The organism is Pseudomonas sp. LG1E9 (assembly GCF_003290225.1).
GTDB lineage: Bacteria > Pseudomonadota > Gammaproteobacteria > Pseudomonadales > Pseudomonadaceae > Aquipseudomonas > Aquipseudomonas cyclaminis.
This window is the reverse complement of the sequence record NZ_CP029983.1, coordinates 3458398-3476133: the sequence shown is the minus strand read 5'-3', so window position 1 is coordinate 3476133 and position 17736 is coordinate 3458398. Positions and strand designations below refer to the sequence as shown.

Annotated in this window: 17 protein-coding genes and 1 pseudogene; 12 read left to right on the top strand and 6 right to left on the bottom strand. The window is 62.9% G+C overall.

The genetic code is table 11. From position 1 onward, the window contains the following. Nucleotides 1-110 precede the first annotated feature (110 nt). The 4 genes and pseudogenes from xylB (at nt 111) to DNK50_RS16015 (ending at nt 3116) form a co-directional block, all read left to right on the top strand. Nucleotides 111-1592 carry a xylulokinase gene (xylB, locus tag DNK50_RS16030; RefSeq protein ID WP_112195080.1) on the top strand — a complete coding sequence of 494 codons (1482 nt, stop codon included), beginning with the start codon at nt 111-113 and terminating at the stop codon, nt 1590-1592. Between the two features lie 12 nt (nt 1593-1604). Next, nucleotides 1605-2543: a carbohydrate kinase gene (locus tag DNK50_RS16025; protein WP_112195078.1), complete on the top strand. Its 939-nt coding sequence runs from the start codon at nt 1605-1607 to the stop codon at nt 2541-2543. A 15-nt stretch (nt 2544-2558) separates the two neighbouring features. Beyond that, nucleotides 2559-2639 (top strand): annotated as a pseudogene (locus DNK50_RS29180) (DUF2790 domain-containing protein); the annotation flags it as partial. Nucleotides 2640-2717: 78 nt separating this feature from the next. Beyond that, a complete protein-coding gene (locus DNK50_RS16015; RefSeq protein ID WP_112195076.1) occupies nt 2718-3116 on the top strand; it encodes a hypothetical protein in 399 nt (132 codons plus the stop codon). Here DNK50_RS16015 and DNK50_RS16010 read toward each other — a convergent pair. Further along, a complete protein-coding gene (locus DNK50_RS16010) occupies nt 3113-3382 on the bottom strand; it encodes a DUF1652 domain-containing protein (protein WP_112195074.1) in 270 nt (89 codons plus the stop codon). The genes DNK50_RS16015 and DNK50_RS16010 overlap by 4 nt on opposite strands. Nucleotides 3383-3600: 218 nt before the next feature. Further along, entirely contained in the window at nt 3601-4632 is a 1032-nt protein-coding gene (ilvA, locus tag DNK50_RS16005; protein ID WP_112195072.1) for a threonine ammonia-lyase, biosynthetic, read from the bottom strand. A 272-nt stretch (nt 4633-4904) separates the two neighbouring features. Between ilvA and DNK50_RS16000 the strand changes: the two genes are divergently transcribed. Further along, nucleotides 4905-5105, top strand: a complete 201-nt coding sequence (locus tag DNK50_RS16000; RefSeq protein WP_099585196.1) for a ParD-like family protein — start codon at nt 4905-4907, stop codon at nt 5103-5105. Continuing rightward, complete coding sequence (gene map, locus DNK50_RS15995) at nt 5105-5860, top strand: type I methionyl aminopeptidase (protein ID WP_112195070.1); 756 nt, start codon at nt 5105-5107, stop codon at nt 5858-5860. The genes DNK50_RS16000 and map overlap by 1 nt, the downstream gene beginning before the upstream one ends. Before the next feature lie 13 nt (nt 5861-5873). Here map and sfnG read toward each other — a convergent pair whose 3' ends face one another. Continuing rightward, complete coding sequence (gene sfnG, locus DNK50_RS15990; RefSeq protein WP_112195068.1) at nt 5874-6959, bottom strand: dimethylsulfone monooxygenase SfnG; 1086 nt, start codon at nt 6957-6959, stop codon at nt 5874-5876. 266 nt (nt 6960-7225) lie between these two features. On the opposite strand from sfnG, the gene DNK50_RS15985 reads away from it, so the two are divergent. After that, entirely contained in the window at nt 7226-8464 is a 1239-nt protein-coding gene (locus DNK50_RS15985; protein WP_112195066.1) for an acyl-CoA dehydrogenase family protein, read from the top strand. Between the two features lie 28 nt (nt 8465-8492). Here the strand turns inward: DNK50_RS15985 and DNK50_RS15980 are convergent, their stop codons facing one another. Then, nucleotides 8493-9278 (bottom strand): sulfite exporter TauE/SafE family protein, encoded by a 786-nt coding sequence (locus tag DNK50_RS15980; RefSeq protein ID WP_112195064.1) that lies wholly within the window; start codon nt 9276-9278, stop codon nt 8493-8495. Nucleotides 9279-9472: 194 nt separating this feature from the next. On the opposite strand from DNK50_RS15980, the gene DNK50_RS15975 reads away from it, so the two are divergent. The 3 genes from DNK50_RS15975 (at nt 9473) to DNK50_RS15965 (ending at nt 11252) form a co-directional block, all read left to right on the top strand. Next, entirely contained in the window at nt 9473-9994 is a 522-nt protein-coding gene (locus DNK50_RS15975; RefSeq protein WP_112195062.1) for a DUF3455 domain-containing protein, read from the top strand. Nucleotides 9995-10062: 68 nt separating this feature from the next. Further along, on the top strand, nt 10063-10581 hold the full coding sequence (locus tag DNK50_RS15970; protein WP_256595279.1) for a sigma-70 family RNA polymerase sigma factor: 519 nt from the start codon (nt 10063-10065) through the stop codon (nt 10579-10581). Then, a complete protein-coding gene (locus tag DNK50_RS15965; RefSeq protein WP_112195061.1) occupies nt 10578-11252 on the top strand; it encodes an anti-sigma factor domain-containing protein in 675 nt (224 codons plus the stop codon). Before DNK50_RS15970 ends, DNK50_RS15965 begins: the two co-directional genes overlap by 4 nt. Here the strand turns inward: DNK50_RS15965 and DNK50_RS15960 are convergent, their stop codons facing one another. Together DNK50_RS15960 and DNK50_RS15955 are read right to left on the bottom strand one after the other, a co-directional pair. After that, on the bottom strand, nt 11253-12554 hold the full coding sequence (locus DNK50_RS15960; RefSeq protein WP_099585204.1) for an ATP-binding protein: 1302 nt from the start codon (nt 12552-12554) through the stop codon (nt 11253-11255). Nucleotides 12555-12557: 3 nt separating this feature from the next. After that, complete coding sequence (locus DNK50_RS15955; protein ID WP_099585205.1) at nt 12558-13259, bottom strand: response regulator transcription factor; 702 nt, start codon at nt 13257-13259, stop codon at nt 12558-12560. A 177-nt stretch (nt 13260-13436) separates the two neighbouring features. Between DNK50_RS15955 and DNK50_RS15950 the strand changes: the two genes are divergently transcribed. Further along, nucleotides 13437-14594: an efflux RND transporter periplasmic adaptor subunit gene (locus DNK50_RS15950; protein WP_099585206.1), complete on the top strand. Its 1158-nt coding sequence runs from the start codon at nt 13437-13439 to the stop codon at nt 14592-14594. Nucleotides 14595-14607: 13 nt separating this feature from the next. Continuing rightward, on the top strand, nt 14608-17709 hold the full coding sequence (locus DNK50_RS15945; RefSeq protein ID WP_112195059.1) for an efflux RND transporter permease subunit: 3102 nt from the start codon (nt 14608-14610) through the stop codon (nt 17707-17709). The last annotated feature ends 27 nt before the right edge of the window (nt 17710-17736 follow it).

Sequence of the window (17736 nt, the reverse complement as noted above, 5' to 3'; positions counted from 1 at the left end):
TTGCCCCCGATGAGGGTGTATCAGTTAATAAATCTGTCACTGACACACTGCTATCGGGGGCAAGCCCCCTACCACATTCACACTCCAACAATAATGCTGAGCAAATCATCATGACCCAGCAAAACCTGTTCCTCGGCATCGACTGCGGCACCCAGGGCACCAAGGCCATCGTCCTCGACGCTTCCAGCGGCAAGGTGCTGGGCCTCGGCGCCGCCGCGCACACGCTGATCAGCGGCGCCAACGGCCGCCGCGAGCAGCACACCCAGGAATGGCTGGACGCCTTTACCGAAGCCACTCACCGCGCCCTGCAACAGGCCGGCGTGGACGGCCAGGCCATCCTCGGCATCGGCGTTTCCGGCCAGCAACATGGCCTGGTCTTGCTGGATGCCGAGGGCCAGGTATTGCGCCCGGCCAAGTTGTGGTGCGACACCGAAACCGCCGCCGAAAACGAGCGCCTGTTGCAGCACCTGGGCGGCGAAAGCGGCTCGCTGGAGCGCCTGGGCGTGGCCATCGCGCCGGGCTACACCGTGTCCAAACTGCTCTGGACCCGCGAACAGCACCCGGACATCTTCAAGCAAATCGCCCATGTCCTGCTGCCCCACGACTACCTCAATTACTGGCTGACCGGCCGTGCCGTCGCGGAATACGGCGATGCCTCGGGCACCGGCTACTTCAACGTGCGCAGTCGCGAGTGGGATGTGGCGCTGCTCAAGCACATCGACCCGAGCGGACGCCTTGAAAAGGCACTGCCGCAATTGGTTGAAGCCAATCAAAGCGTCGGCACGATTCTGCCGGCCATTGCCGAACGCCTGGGCATCAACCCCAATGCGATTGTCGCCAGCGGCGGCGGCGACAACATGATGGGCGCCATCGGCACCGGTAATATCGCACCGGGCGTGATCACCATGAGCCTGGGTTCATCGGGAACCGTCTACGCATTTTCGGACCAGCCCAACGTGAGCCCACAGGCCTCGGTGGCGACCTTCTGCTCATCCAGCGGCGGCTGGCTGCCGCTGATCTGCACCATGAACCTGACCAACGCCACCGGGGTGATGCGCGAGCTGTTCGAGCTGGACCTGAACACCTTCAACGCCCTGGTCGAGCAAGCACCGATTGGCGCCGACGGCGTGAGCATGCTGCCGTTCCTCAACGGCGAACGCGTGCCTGCCCTGCCCCACGCCACCGGCAGCCTGCACGGGCTGACCATGACCAACCTGACCCGCGCCAACCTGTGCCGCGCCGTGGTCGAAGGCACCACCTTCGGCCTGCGTTACGGCCTCGACCTGCTGCGTCAGACCGGCCTGCAAAGCCAGAGTATCCGCCTGATCGGCGGCGGCTCGAAAAGCCCGGTATGGCGGCAGATGGTCGCCGATATCATGAACACCGAAGTGATCTGCACCGAACAAAGCGAAGCCGCCGCCCTGGGCGCGGCGATCCAGGCGGCGTGGAGCCAGTCCGGCGAATCCCTGGCCAGCCTGTGCGACAAATGCGTGAGCGTCGATCCGGCCAGCCGTACGCTGCCGGTCGTGGCCAATGTCCGCGCCTATCAACAGGCGTACGAGCGTTATCAACAGCTAGTGGCAACCCTTTAAGAGCGAACGACTATGTATCTGGTGTGTGGTGAAGCGCTGTTTGATTTCTTCAGCGAAGAGGATGCCAGCGGGCTGGCGTCGAAGGTCAACTACAAGTCGATTGCCGGCGGTTCGCCGTTCAATGTCGCCGTCGGCTTGCGCCGCCTGGGCATTGAGGCGGGGCTGTTCGGCGGCGTGTCCACTGACTTCCTCGGTCGTCGCTTGGTGCAGGTGCTCCAGGATGAAGGCGTGAGTCAGCAATTTCTGGTGGAATTCGCCGCGCCGACGACCTTGGCAATGGTCGCCGTGGGCGCCAATGGCTCGCCGCAGTACAGTTTTCGCGGCGAAGGCTGCGCCGACCGGCAGCTGCAAGTCGCGCACCTGCCCGTGCTGGGTGATGACGTGCGCGGGCTGCATATCGGCTCGTTCTCCCTGGTGGTGCAGCCGATTGGCGACACCCTGTTGGCCCTGGTCCGGCGCGAAAGCGGCCGGCGCCTGATCAGCCTCGACCCCAACGTGCGCCTCAACCCGCAACCGGATATCCAGTTATGGCGCGACCGCGTCGCGGAGTTGGCCAAACATGCCGACCTGATCAAGGTCAGCGACGAAGACTTGCACCTGCTGTACCCCGGCCAATCCCCCGAAAGCGTGCTGCAAGGCTGGTTGCAGCACCGGTGCCAGTTGGTGTTTCTCACCCGTGGCGGCGACGGCGCCACGGTGTTCAGCCGCCAGCATGGCACGTGGTCGCAACCGGCGGTCAAGGTGGTGATGGCCGACACCGTGGGCGCCGGCGATACCTTCCAGGCGGCGTTGATTGCCTGGCTGACCGAGCAGCAGTTGGATTCGGTCGACGGTCTGCAACAGCTCACCCGGGCGCAGATCGACGCCATGCTTGGCTTCGCGATTCGCGCAGCCGCCCTGACCTGCACCAAGACCGGCCCGGACTTGCCGTATCGCCAGCAGTTGGGCTGAACGCCCGGTTTCATGATCAAGTTCGTGGACAAGGCCGGGAAAATCGAGGATGTGGGCTATCGCAAGCTGTCCGATGCGTGCAGCTTCCAGAATTGAGCCTTGCACGGTCACACAGCAAGCCCGCGTAGATAGGCGTATTCTGGCGGGCTTGTCCCCAGGCCGAAAGGAATCGCCATGCCGTTGAGTTTTCGTACCCTCGCCACCGCAACCGCCCTGCTGTGCTTCGCCCTCGCGCTTATCTGGGGGCTGCGCCCCGAGCTGCTGCTCGGCATGTGGGGCGTGACATCGTCCGACGCCACCGGCCTGGTGGCCCGCCGCAGCGCCGCGCTGTTCCTGGCCATCGGCATCATGTTTTACCGCGCCCGCCATGCGCCACCCTCGGACACACGTCGCGCCATGACCAGTGGCTTTGCCATCGGTTGCCTGGTGTTGGCTGTGCTGGGCGTGTGTGAGTGGTTCAGCGGCAATGCCGGGCCGGGGATTTTCCTGGCCGTGGCAACGGAAACCGTACTGGGCCTGGCATTTGTCCAGGCCCATAGGTCTTCGGTGGTTCATTCTCAGGCGTCTGCCTAGTAATAGGCTCGACCTCCCGCTCTCTTGAGGGCGGGTGCATGGGTGTGTTTGAGATCTTCACGCAACCCGGTGATCAGGTTGCAAATCGCTCGACTGCTGTCGAGTTTGTCTGCGTTGATGCCTTTGACTTCCAAATCCACCCGGTCACGGTCGCGGTCGTCGTAGACCTTGATCGTCAGCGAAGCATCTTCGGCTTTGGTGCATTCGCACCGTTTGGGCAGGAAACTTCCTTCAATAATGCTGCGTAGCTCTAGTTCCGAAAGCATGGCTAACCTCTCCTTTTTTGAGACTGCCAACAGAGTGTTTTGTTATGTGTCATGCAGGCGCTTGCCAGCCTTGGAAGACGCCTTCATCCACTCAGCGTACTCAACAAAATGCGCGCGTGTAGTAACAATTCCTCATAAGAACGGTACAAGTTTATATAACTTAAACCGGGCCTCGCCCGAAGCGTTTATATCATCGGCGAACAGCCACGATTAAACGTTTAACCCTGCAGTTCGTGTGCGTACGCTGTGACCCTTTCAGCAACATGTCGCAAACTATCAAAGTTGATATTCGCCCCGGAATTCACCGCCACCAGGGTCTGGGCACGCACGCCATGCTCCAGGACGTACTTGCGAATGCCCGCCACCGCCAGTGCGCCGGAGGGTTCGGTGATGGAGCGGGTATCGTCGTAGATCAGCTTGATCGCGCTGCATAGCTGGTCGTTGCTCACGGTGATGACCTCGTCCACCCAATCGCGGCAGATTTCAAACCCGTAGGCGCCGATCTGCGCCACTGCGGTGCCGTCGGCAAACCCGTCCACGCTGGGCAGCACCACGCGTTCACCGGCGCGCAAGGCGGCCAGCAGGCAGCTGGAGCCTTCCGGCTCGACCCCGATGATGCGCACCTCCGGCCGCAGGTATTTGACGTAGGCGGCGATGCCGGCGATCAGGCCGCCACCGCCCACCGGCACGAAGATCGCGTCCAGCGGGCCCTGTTGCTGGCGCAGGAGTTCCATGGCCACGGTGCCCTGGCCGGCGATCACGTCCGGGTCATCGAACGGCGAAACGAAAGTACAGCCCGAGGTCTCGGCCAGTTGCAGCGCATGGGCCAGGGCGAACGGGAAACTCTCGCCGTGCAGCACCGCTTCGGCGCCTCGGGAGCGCACACCCAAGACCTTCAACTCCGGCGTGCTGCACGGCATGACGATACGCGCCTTGATCCCCAGCTCCCGCGCCGCCAGCGCCACGCCCTGAGCGTGATTGCCTGCCGAGGCCGTCACTACGCCACGCGCCTTTTGCTCGTCGGTGAGCTGCACCAACTTGTTGTAGGCACCGCGGATCTTGAAGGAAAAGGTCGGCTGCAAGTCTTCGCGCTTGAGCAGCACCGTGTTGCCGAGCAACGCCGATAACGCCGGCGCCGCCTGCAACGGCGTGCGCACCGCCAGGTCGTAGACGGGCGCGGCGAGGATCTTTTTCACGTAGTGCTCAAGCAGTGCGGTGTCTTGGCTAGCCCTTGGGGTTGATGCGCTCATCGGTGTCTCCTGGCTTTTTTTGGATGGCCCTGGAGACGGAAAAACAAAACCCGCCTCTAAGGCGGGTTTGGGTGCAGCCGTGTGCTATCCCGCCAAATGAGGAATGGCGGTAATAATGCTTGGCTGGCTGCGGAAGGCTTGAAATGTCATGTCACGAAATTAACCGGGCGTTGCCGTGCAAGTCAATGAACCAGCGCCATTTAGCCCGTGGGGTTTACGCCGGACATACGAAACGTATACGCTTTGTATATCCAACTTAAACAGTGAAACCCATGGGCATCGTCAAGATCACCGACCAACTGCACGAACAACTGCGCCTGGCCAGCGCGACGATGGACCGTTCCATCAACGCTCAGGCCGAGTTCTGGATCAAGATCGGCCTGCTCGCCGAACTCAACCCCAGCCTGCCCTACAACGAGCTGATTAACAGATTGTTGCTCGACAAACCCGACCTGATCCGGGGGCGCAGCTGATGATCAAGACCACCGCCCAACTGGCCGTGATGCGCGAAGCCGGGCGCCTGCTGGCCCAGGTGTTCAGCATGCTCGACGGTTTTGTCGCCGCCGGCCGCTCCACCCTGGAGCTGGACGCCGCCGTCGAAGCCTTCATCCGTAACGACCTCAAAGCCCGCCCCGCCAGCCTGGGGCAATACGATTACCCGTTCTCGATCAACACCTCGATCAACGAGGTGGTGTGCCATGGCATGCCCAGCGCCAAGGAGATCCTCAAGGACGGCGACATCATCAATATCGACATCACCCTGGAAAAAGGCGGCTACATCGCCGATTCCAGCAAGATGTACATGATCGGCACCGTTGCCCCCAAGGCCCGGCGCCTGGTGGAGATGACCTTCGAAGCGATGTGGGCCGGCATCCGCCAGGTCAAGCCCGGCGCCCGCCTGGGTGATATTGGCCACGCGATCCAGAGCCACGCCCAGGCCAACGGCTACAGCGTGGTGCGTGAATACTGTGGTCATGGCATCGGCAAGCAGATGCATGAGGAACCGCAAATCCTGCATTTCGGCCGCCCCGGCACCGGTCTGGAGCTGCGCGAAGGCATGGTGTTTACCATCGAGCCGATGCTCAACCAGGGCGGCGCCAAGACACGCAGCCTCAAGGATGGCTGGACGGTGGTTACCAAGGACAACAGCCTGTCGGCGCAGTGGGAACACACCGTGGCGGTGACGGCGGACGGGTTCGAGGTGTTGACCTTGCAGCCAGGCGCCTGAGCCTGGCCTGGGCTCAGGCCACTTCCCTGATCCCCTGCTTGGCTTCCAGTTCACGCACCAGCGGCAACACGCGCTTGCCGAAGTACTCCACTTCTTCCTGGAAGTGCAGGAACCCCGCCAGCACCAGATCCACCCCCACGGCCTTGAGCGCAATGATGCGCTCGGCGATCTGCTGCGGGGTGCCGATCAGGTTGGTCTTGAAGCCGTCGTTGTACTGCACCAAGTCTTCAAAGCTGGACTTGGCCCAGTTGCCCTCGCCTTCCGGTGAAGCCTTGCCCGCCTGCCTGGCCGCATCGCCAAACGCATTGACCGCTTCCGGGTCCGCCTTGTTGATAATCTCGGCGAGCACAGCGCGGGCTTCTTCTTCGGTGTCGCGGGCGATCACAAATGCGTTGACGCCGACCTTGACCGAATGGTTATTCGCCGCCGCCTTGGCGCGAATGTCATCGACCTGGGCCTTGATCCCTTCCGGGGTGTTGCCGTTGGTGAAGTACCAGTCGGAGACTCGTGCCGCCATGTCCCGCGCCGCCCGTGAACTGCCGCCCTGGAACACTTCCGGCTGGCCCAGTGGCTTGGGCTTGAGGGTGTAGTTATTGAAGCGATAGAAATCGCCCTTGAAGGTGAAGTCGTCCTGGGTCCAGATGCCTTTGAGGGCGCGGATAAATTCTTCGGAGCGGCGATAGCGCTCATCGTGCTCCAGCCAGTGTTCGCCGATGGCCTGGAATTCCCCCTTGAACCAGCCGCTGACGATATTCACCGCGATGCGGCCATTGGTGAGTTGGTCGATGGTCGCCAGTTGCTTGGCCGCCAGCGCCGGCTGCCACGGGCCAGGCAGGATCGCCGCGATGACCTTGAGCGTGGTGGTGGCCGCCAGCAGCGCATGGCTGAACGCCACGGATTCATGCTGGTTCTCGGCGCCGTAGCCGGCGGTGAAACGGATCTGGGTCAGGCCATACTCAAAGCCGGCAGCTTCGGCCAGTTGCGCCAGTTTGCGGTTGTAGTCGATGCCCCAGTCGGTGCGTTGTTCAATCTTGCTGACCACCAGCCCACCGCTGACGTTGGGCACCCAATAGGCAAATTTCACGGCTTGCTGACTCATCGAACGGTACCTCGTGCAAAAGGGATGTAACAGGGCTTGAGCAGCAAGCGTGCCAGCCAGACGCAAACGCCCACGCCATCAGGGTTGCGGCCAAAAATCAGGCCATGGTGGGCGCGCAGGCAAATGTCAGGGATTGCGCCGGTTTGTCGGATTGCTGTTGCTGGCGCAACAGTGACCCAGGCAAATCCCCCGTAAACATTGGGCCACGCACCCGGCACGGAGTGTGCAATCCCCCCTGCATTGACCACTGCCCCGGAGCCTTGCCCATGACTGAACATCACGTCATCAACCCGCTGTCCATCGGCGTCGATTACCCCACCCTGGCCGCGCGTTTTCGGCCGATCTTCCAGCGCATTGCCGACGGTGCGGTGCAGCGCGAACTCAGCCGCACCCTGCCCCATGAGCCGATCCAATGGCTCAAGGAGGCCGGCTTTGGCGCGGTGCGCGTCCCGGTGGAATACGGCGGCGGCGGTGCATCCCTGCCCCAGTTGTTTGAACTGTTGATCGAACTGGCCGAAGCCGACTCCAACGTGCCGCAGGCCCTGCGCGGGCATTTCGCCTTTGCCGAAGACCGCCTGAATGCGCCGCCGAGCGCCGGCCGTGACCTGTGGTTCAAGCGGTTTGTCGACGGCGACATCGTCGGCTGCGCCTGGACCGAAATCGGCAACGTGGCCATCGGGGATGTGGTCACCCAGGTCAGCCCCGACGGCGACAAGTGGAAACTCAACGGTGAAAAGTTCTACAGCACCGGCAGCATCTTCTCTGACTGGATCGACGTGTACGCCCAGCGCAGCGACACCGGCGCCGACGTGATCGCCGCCACCCGCGCACGCCAGCCGGGCGTGGTGCACAGCGACGATTGGGACGGCTTCGGCCAGCGCACCACTGGCAGCGGCACTTCGCGCTTTACCGACGCCGAGGTCGAGGCCGACAACGTCATCGACTTCGCCACCCGCTTCAAATACCAGACCGCGTTCTACCAGTTGGTGCTGCTGGCCAGCCTGGCCGGTATCGGACGTGCGGCCCTGCGCGACGTGGCCCATCAAGTGCGTAGCCGAAAGCGCATCTACAGCCATGGCAATGCGCCCCATGTGAGCCAGGACGCACAGATTCAACAGGTAGTCGGCGAAGTGGCGGCGCTGGTGTATGCCGCGCAAGCCAGTGCCTTGAGGGCGACGTTACCGGCACAACAGGCCTATGTGGCACGGTTTGGCGGTGATGATGCGCTGGAGCGCGAAGCCAATGTGGCGGCCGAGATTGAATCGGCGACGGCGCAGGTGGTGGTGTCGCAGTTGATCCAGCGCGCGACCAGCGAGCTGTTCAATGCGCTGGGGGCGTCGGATGTGCGCCAGGGCAAGGCCCTTGATCGGCACTGGCGCAATGCGCGGACGGTGTCGTCACACAACCCGGTGATCTACAAGGCGCGGATTGTGGGGGACTGGGTGATCAATGGAACCGAGCCGCCGTTCGTATGGCAGATCGGCAACGGCCCGGCAAAGCACTGAGGCCTCCCACACTTGGAGTGCATATAGCCTAGAAGGCCAGTTTGTACCCGACCGCCATCAACATGATCGCCAGGCACGGGCGCAGCACGCCGTCCGGGATCTTGCCGGTCATGTGGCTGCCCACATAAATGCCCGGCAGTGAGCCCATCAGCAGAAAACCCAACAGGTGCCAGTCCATATTGCCCATGCCCGCATGGCCTAGGCCCGCCACCAGGGTCAGGGGCACGGCGTGGGCGATTTCGGTGCCGACCAGACGGCGTGTGGCCAGGAACGGGTACAGGATAAACAACGCCACGGTACCGAGTGCGCCGGCGCCGATGGAGGTCAGGGCGACCATGGTGCCGAGGATGGCGCCGGTAAGCACCGTCAGCGCGTTGAGGTTGCGCGGGTTCATGTGATAGCTGTCGCCCGCATGGCGCTGGGCAAAGGCCAACAGGGTTTTCTTGAACAGGATCGCCAGGGCCGTCAGCAGCAGCACCACGCCGAGGGCTTGCTTGATCACCGCGTTCATCACCGTCGGGTCGGTGTGCAAGCTGGCGAGGAACCACAGGGTCAGCAGCACCGCAGGCACGCTGCCCAGGGTCAGCCAGCCGGTGATGGTCCAGTCGATGTTCTTGTTCTTGCTGTGGACCAGCACGCCACCGGACTTGGTGATGGCGGCGTACAGCAGGTCAGTACCCACGGCCGTGGCCGGGTTGATGCCGAACCACAACAGGATCGGGGTCATCAACGAGCCCCCGCCGACACCGGTCATGCCCACGATAAAACCCACGATCAGGCCGGCAATTACGAAACCAAAGTTACCCACTTCCATTACAGCTACCCGCGGCCTTATAAATTTCTGGCGGCAGGATAGCGATTTTTCTTATAACGACTTATACCAATATGATCTGACTTTAGATCTTTTTCGCCTGATGCAGTTTTTTTTGCCGAGCCCTGCATCCAGTTGGCGGGCCCATGGGTAGTCCTTGCAGCAACCCTGCTGTTTCATCTAATGGAGAAACACCCATGAACGCTAAAGCCCTGCTCTGCCTCACCGGTTTGCTCGTGGCCAGCCCTGCCGCCTTTGCCCAGGCCGGCCTGCCCGACAGCATCAAGGTGCCGGACGGCCATAAAGTGGCGATGGAAACCACCGGCGTCGGCGAAATCACCTACGAGTGCCGTGATAAAGCCAACGTCGCGGGCCAGACCGAATGGACCTTCGTCGGCCCCAAGGCCGTGCTCAATGATCGCAGCGGCAAGCCAGTCGGCACTTACTTCGGCCCACCAGCCACCTGGCAAGCCAAGGACGGTTCGAAAATCACCGGTACGCAACTGGCCGTGGCGCCATCGAGCCCGGGCAACCTGCCGTATCAACTGGTCAAGGCCAACCCGGCCGAAGGCAAAGGCGCGATGAGTGGCGTGAGTTACATCCAGCGTGTCGCTCTGAAGGGCGGCGTGGCGCCGAGCAGCGAGTGCACAACCGCCAACAAGGGCAAGCAGGAAGTGGTGAAGTACCAGGCCGACTACATCTTCTGGGCGGCCAACTGAGCAAACTGCGCTACGCTGCCTGTGGCGGGCACGCTCGCCACAGGGGTTCAGCCATTTGAGGGATGCGCGTGTTTGATTACGAAGCCTGTCTGCTGGCCTGTGCCCGTGGCGACCAACGCGCCCTGCGCCGACTGTACGAGCAGGACAGCAGCCATTTGCTCGGCGTAGCCCTGCGTATCGTGCGTGATCGGGCGCTGGCCGAGGATATCGTGCATGACGCGTTTATCAGGATCTGGCGCGGCGCTGGCAGTTTCGACCCCAGCCGTGGTTCGGCGCGGGGTTGGGTATTCAGCGTGACCCGTCACCTGGCCCTTAATCTGGTGCGCAATCATTACCGTGAGGTGCCGCTGGGCGACGAACACGAACAGGTCGCAGCGCCCACTGACACGTTTGAATTTTCCGCGCGTTCCGGGCAGATCCACACCTGCCTGGAGCAGCTCGACCCGGCCCGTCGCACCTGCATCCTGCATGCGTATGTCGACGGCTATTCCCACAGCGAAATCGCATCGAGGCTGGATACCCCGCTGGGGACCGTCAAAGCCTGGATCAAACGTAGCCTCGCCGCGCTGCGGGAGTGCATGGCATGAACAACCCCTTGGACGAATTGGCCAGCGAATACGTGCTGGGCACCCTGCCCGCCGAACAACGGGCCGAGGTGGAGCAACGCCTGCCCCACGATGCCGAGTTGCGTGCGGCGGTGGATGCCTGGGAACAGCGCCTGCTGCCACTGACTGCGTTGGCCGAACCGGTGTTGCCTTCAGCACAGTTATGGCGGCGTATCGAACGCCACACCGCCAGCCCGGACGCCCGCGTCCCCTGGTGGAACCTGCTGGCGTTGTGGCGTGGCCTGGCCGCTGCCGGCTTGGCGGCGAGTGTGGTGCTGGCGACGTTATTGCTGACCCGCCCGCCCGTCGCGGATCCGGCCTTTGTGGTGGTGCTGGTGGCACCGCAAAGCCAGGCACCGGGTTGGGTAATCCAGGCCAGCAATGACCAGAACATCCAGCTGATTCCATTGGGTGTGATGGAGGTCCCGGCGGACAAGGCCCTGCAGTTCTGGACCAAGGGCGATGGCTGGCAAGGTCCGGTATCACTGGGGCTGGTCAAGCCGGGTCAAACGCTGTCGGTGCCGCTGGACCGGCTCCCGCCGCTGTCGCCCAACCAATTGTTCGAGCTGACCCTGGAAGACCCGCGCGGCTCGCCGACCGGCAAACCCACCGGGCCGATCCAGGCCATCGGCCGTGCGGTCAAGGTGCTCTGATCAACCGACGCACGGCAGCCACACGCGAAACCGTGCGCCGCCCAACGGCGATGTCTGGGCCGTCAAGGTACCGCCCTGGGCTTCCAGGGCGCGGCGGCTGATGGCCAGGCCCAGGCCGAAGCCGCCGGTGCTGCGGTCACGGCTGCGGTCGAGGCGGTAGAACGGTTCGAAGATGCGCTCGCGCTGGTCCAACGGGATGCCGATACCATCGTCATCCACCCAGATTTCACACCCCTTGGGACACACCTTGACCCCCACCTGGATGCGTTTGTCGCAGTAGCGCGTGGCGTTGCGCAACAGGTTTTGCAAGGCGCGGGCCGTCAGGCGTGGATCGAGGCTGAAGCGCTCGACGGCGCAGTCGAGCACCACGTCGATGACGATCTCGGGGTTTTCCAACTCGTCGTCGACGCTGCCCAGCACGCTGTCGATAAACTCATCAAGCACTACGTCCACCCGCTCCGGCAGTTGCGCCGGGTTTTGCAGGCGGCTGTAGGAGAGCAACTCCAGCACCAGTTCATCCAGCTCACGGATATGCGCCACCAGGCCGTGCAGGCGCTCGCGGCTGGCCTCGGGCAAGTCTTCGGACAGCGCCAGCGCCAGGCCGAAATCCAGGCGCGTCAACGGCGTGCGCAGTTCGTGGGAGACGGCGTTGAGCAAATCCCGCTGCTGGTTGAGCAGGTGTTCGATGTCGTCGGCCATGGTGTCGAACACCGCCGCCAGGCTGCCGATGTTGGAGCTGGGCGGGATACGGGTGCGCTCGGCCAGGTTGCCCTTGCCCAATTGGGCGGCGGTGCTTTTCAGGCGTTCCAGATCGCGCCAGTGCGGGCGCAGCCAGAACAGCAGGCACGCGAGCAACGCCGCACCGATCAGCACATTCATCGACCAGTACAGCAGGTTCATGTCCAGCGGGTCTGGCGGGACGGTCAGCTTGACCACGAACTGCTGGTTGAGCGGCGAGCTGATTTCTTCCATCCAGCCCCACTCCCCCAGGCGAATCACCGGTTTGCCCTGCTCCAGCAGCGCTGCTTCCTGCGGGGTGTAGCTGGCGTCCTGGCGCAGCAGCAGTTGCACTTTGAGCGGTGCAAAGTCGCGGCCCAGTTGCTCGGTCACCTGGGACCAACGCTCCACCGGCGCCCGTTGGTACTGCCTGACGATCAGGGTTTGCTGGCCACGGGACTGCTCGACGTTGTAATCCAGGTAACGGTGTTCGAACAGCTGGATCACCAGTTTGGGAATCAGGTACATCGCCGCACTATAGGTGACGATGGTGATCAGGTAGAGGCGCAGCAGCACACGAAACATGGCTCAGCATTCCCACTCGGAACGGCTGAACAGATAACCCTTGCCCCACACGGTCTTGATCTTGCGCGCCTCGCCGGCGTGATCGTCGAACTTGCGGCGCAGCTTGGAGATGGCCACGTCCACCGAGCGGTCGGTGCCATTGAACTCGATGCCGCGCAGGCGTTGCAGGATCTGGTCGCGGCTGAGCACTTCACCGGCATGCCGGGCCAGCACCACCAGCAGGTTGTATTCGCCGCTGGACAGCTCCACCGGCTGCTCGCGCCACACCACCGTACGTTCCGACAGATCAATGCACAGGTTGCCCATGAGGATCTGGTCGTTGGCCACCTGGGGTTCGGACAAACTGCTGCGGCGCAACAAGGTACGCACGCGAGCCAGCAGCACACGTGGCTCGCAGGGTTTGGTCACGTAGTCGTCGGCACCCATTTCCAGGCCCAGCACCTGGTCATGGCTGTCGTCGCGGGCGGTGAGCATGAGGATCGGCAGGCCGGCCGAATCGGCACGCAGCAGGCGGCACACTTGCAGGCCATCGAGGCCCGGCAGCATCAGGTCAAGGATCACCAGGTCCGGCGGGTTGAGGCGGGCGCGTTCCCGAACGAGGTCGCCACGGCTGAGCACGCTGACGTGATAGCCATTGCGCTCCAGGTAGCTGGCAATCAGCTCGGAAAGTGCGGCGTCGTCTTCCACCAGGAGGATGTCGGGCATGAAGGTGTTCCATGAATACAGTGGGGGATCTTTGGAATTGCGAGATTTTGTAAGGATATACGTCCCCATTGGGATGATGTGCAGTACCTTACATTTCTTCACACACCACCTACACAGCTTCACAGCACCACGGCGCAGGTGACCTTAGGATGCGCCAGTCACTATTGGGATAAGAGCATGTCGAAGAATCTGTTGGCGCCGTTTTGCCTGTTGGCCCTCACCCTGGCGCTGGGCGCGTGTGGCAACTCCGCCGCCGAGGCGCCAGAAATGCCCCTGGCCAAGGTGCGCATCGAAACCCTGCAAGCCAAGCCCCTGTCCATCACCAGCGAACTGAGCGGACGCATCGCCGCGCCGCGGATTGCCGAAGTGCGTGCGCGGGTAGCCGGTGTGGTGATGCAACGGGTGTTCAAGGAAGGCCACGACGTCAAACAGGGCGACGTGCTGTTTCGCATCGACCCGGCGCCCTTCAAGGCCGATCTCGACAGCGCCCAGGCCAACCTGAGCAAGGCGCAAGCCAATGCGTTCCAGGCGCGCCTGCAAGAGCAGCGCTACAGCCAGTTGGTGGAAGGCAACGCCATCAGCGGCCAGGACTACGACAACGCCCGCGCGGCGGTGCGCCAGACCAACGCCGAAGTCGCCGCCAACAACGCCGCCGTCGAACGCGCCAAATTGAACCTGGGCTACGCCACTGTGACCGCGCCGATTTCCGGGCGCATCGGCCGCGCCCTGGTGACCGAAGGCGCGCTGGTCGGCCAGAACGAAGCCACGCCCCTGGCGATCATCCAGCAACTGGACCCGATCCACGCCGACCTGACCCAATCGACCCGCGAGTTGAATGACCTGCGCCGCGCCTTTCGCGCCGGCAGCTTGAAGCAGGTCGGCCAGGACCAGGCCAAGGCCACGCTGATCCAGGACGACGGCAGCCTCTATCCGCTGCCAGGCAAATTGCTGTTCTCCGACATCAGCGTCGATCCCGGCACCGGGCAGATCATCCTGCGCAGCGAGTTCCCCAACCCGGACCTCGACCTGTTGCCCGGCAGCTTTGTGCGGGTGCGCCTGGAGCAAGCGGTCGATAAGCAAGGCATCAGCGTGCCGCAACGCGCCATCACCCGCGACAGTGCCGGTATCCCGATGGTGTTGCTGTTGGATGCCGAGCAGACCGTCAGCCAGCAACCGGTGGAACTGGGTGCGGTGATCGACGACCGCTGGATCGTCAGCAGCGGCCTCAAACCCGGTGATCGCATCGTCGTCGAAGGTGTGCAACACGCGCGGCCCGGTGAAAAAGTCCAGGTAGACGACAGCCCGACGACACCTGCCCAGGCTTTGGGCCAATAAGGATTATTCGACCATGCCGCAGTTCTTTATTGATCGCCCGATTTTCGCCTGGGTGGTCGCCCTGTTTATCCTGCTGGCCGGCGTGCTGGCCATCCCGCAATTGCCGGTGGCCCAGTACCCTAACGTCGCGCCGCCGAAAGTCGAGATCTACGCGGTGTACCCCGGCGCTTCGGCCCAGACACTGGATGAAAGCGTGGTCAGCCTGATCGAGCAGGAGCTCAACGGCGCCGATCACTTGCTGTATTTCGAATCCCAGAGCAGCCTTGGTTCGGCCACCATCACCGCGACGTTCCAGCCCGGTTCCGACCCGGAAATGGCCCAGGTCGATGTGCAGAACCGGCTCAAGGCCGTGGAACCCCGGCTGCCCCAGGCGGTGACACAGCAAGGCTTGCAGGTGGAGAAAGTCTCCGCCGGCTTCCTGCTGCTGGTGACCCTGACCTCCAGTGACGGCAAGCTCGATGACGTGGCGCTCAGCGATTACCTGGCGCGCAACGTGATGAACGAACTCAAGCGCCTGGACGGCGTGGGCAAGGCGCAGCTCTACGGCGCCGAACGGGCCATGCGCATCTGGATCGACCCGCAGAAGCTGATCGGCTTCAACCTGACGCCGGCTGACGTGAACGCTGCCATCAGCGCGCAGAACGCCCAGGTTTCCGCCGGTAGCATTGGTGATCTGCCGGGCACCAAGACCCAGGAAATCACCGCCGCGATCCTGGTCAAGGGCCAGCTTTCAACCCCGGCGGAATTCGCCGACATCGTGCTCAAGGCCAATCCGGACGGCTCCACTGTGCGCGTCGGCGACGTGGCGCGGGTGGAAATCGGCAGCCAGGAATACCAGTTCTCCACGCGCCTGAACGGCAAGCCCTCCACCGCCGTCAGCGTGCAACTGGCACCCGGCGCCAACGCGCTGAACACCGCGACCCTGGTGCGGGCGAAGATGGATGAGCTGTCGCGCTACTTCCCGGCCAATGTGGAATACAAGATCCCGTACGACACCTCGCCCTTCGTCAAAGTCTCGATCACCAAGGTGGTGTACACCTTGCTGGAGGCCATGGCGCTGGTGTTTGCGGTGATGTTCCTGTTCCTGCAGAACGTGCGCTACACGCTGATCCCCACCCTGGTGGTGCCGATTGCGCTGATGGGCACGTTTGCCACCATGCTGTTGCTGGGTTTCTCGATCAACGTGCTGACCATGTTCGGCATGGTGCTGGCCATCGGCATCCTGGTGGACGATGCGATTGTGGTGGTAGAGAACGTCGAGCGGATCATGGTCACCGAGGGCCTGTCGCCCAAGGACGCAACCAAGAAAGCCATGGGCCAGATCACCGGCGCCATCGTCGGGATTACCCTGGTGCTGGTGGCGGTGTTCCTGCCGATGGCGTTCATGGCGGGCTCGGTGGGGGTGATCTACCAGCAGTTCTCGCTGTCGATGGCCACCTCGATCCTGTTCTCGGCGTTCCTTGCCCTGACCTTGACCCCGGCCTTGTGCGCCACCCTACTCAAGCCGATTGCCAAGGGCGAGCACCATACCAAGGGCGGCTTTTTCGGCTGGTTCAATAAGCGCTTCGAGCAGCTCACCGACCGCTATGAAGGTTGGGTGGCCTACGCCCTCAAGCGCAGCGGCCGTTACCTGCTGATCTATCTGGTGCTGCTGGTGGGCCTGGGGCTGATGTTCATGCGCCTGCCCGCCTCGTTCCTGCCGGTGGAAGACCAGGGCTACACCATCACCGATATCCAGTTGCCACCGGGCGCGAGTAAAAACCGCACGGTGCAGGTGGCAGAGCAGATCGAAGCGCATAACGCCGGCGAACCGGGCGTGGGCGATACCACCATGATCATGGGCTTCAGCTTCTCCGGTTCGGGGCAGAACGCGGCGTTGGCGTTTACCACCTTGAAGGATTGGTCCGAACGCAGCAATGAAGACTCCGCCGCGTCCATCGCCGACCGCGCCAACATGGCGTTCAGCGAGCTGAAAGACGCGATTGCCTACGCCGTGCTGCCACCGCCGGTGGATGGCCTGGGCACGTCCAGTGGTTTTGAGTTCCGTTTGCAGGACCGTGGTGGCGTCGGCCATGCCGCGTTGATGGCGGCGCGCACCGAGTTGCTGGCGGCCGCCGGAAAAAGCCCGATCCTGGCCAACGTGCGTGAAAGCGCCCTGGCAGAAGCGCCGCAAGTGCAGTTGGAAGTGGACCGCAAGCAAGCCAACGCCCTGGGCGTGTCGTTTGCGGATGTGGGCAATGTGCTGTCCTCGGCGATTGGCTCTGCCTACGTCAACGACTTCCCCAACCAGGGCCGCATGCAGCGCGTGGTGGTGCAGGCCGAAGGCGACCAGCGCAGCCAGGTGGCGGACTTGATGAAAATCAACGTACGTAACAACGCCGGGAAAATGGTGCCGCTGTCGGCCTTTGTCGAGGCCAAATGGACCCAGGGCCCGGCGCAGTTGACGCGCTATAACGGCTACCCGGCGATTGCCATCAGCGGTGAAGCGGCGCCGGGGCACAGCACCGGCGAGGCGATGGAAGAAATCCAGCGCCTGGTCAGTCAACTGCCGGCGGGCCTGGGTCAGGAATGGACCGGGTTGTCGTTGCAGGAACGCTTGTCCGGCGCTCAGGCGCCGATCCTGCTGGGTCTGTCGCTGCTGATCGTGTTCCTGTGCCTGGCGGCGCTGTACGAAAGCTGGTCGATCCCGACCTCGGTGTTGCTGGTGGTCCCGCTCGGCGTGCTCGGCGCAGTCTTGGCCGTGACCTTGCGTGGCATGCCCAACGATGTGTTCTTCAAAGTCGGCTTGATTACCATCATTGGCCTGTCGGCGAAGAACGCGATTCTGATCATCGAATTCGCCAAGGACTTGTATGACCAAGGTGAAGATCTGATCGACGCGACCCTGAAAGCCGCGCGGCTCAGGTTGCGCCCGATCATCATGACCTCACTGGCGTTCATCCTCGGCGTGGTGCCGTTGGCGATTGCCACCGGGGCCAGTTCCGCGAGCCAGCAAGCGATTGGTACCGGGGTGATTGGCGGGATGATCACCGCGACGCTGGCAGTGGTGTTTGTGCCGGTGTTTTTTGTGGTGGTCATGAAGCTGGTGAAGAAATCTTCCGGTAACCCGGGTTAAAACATGTGGGAGGGGGCTTGCCCCCGA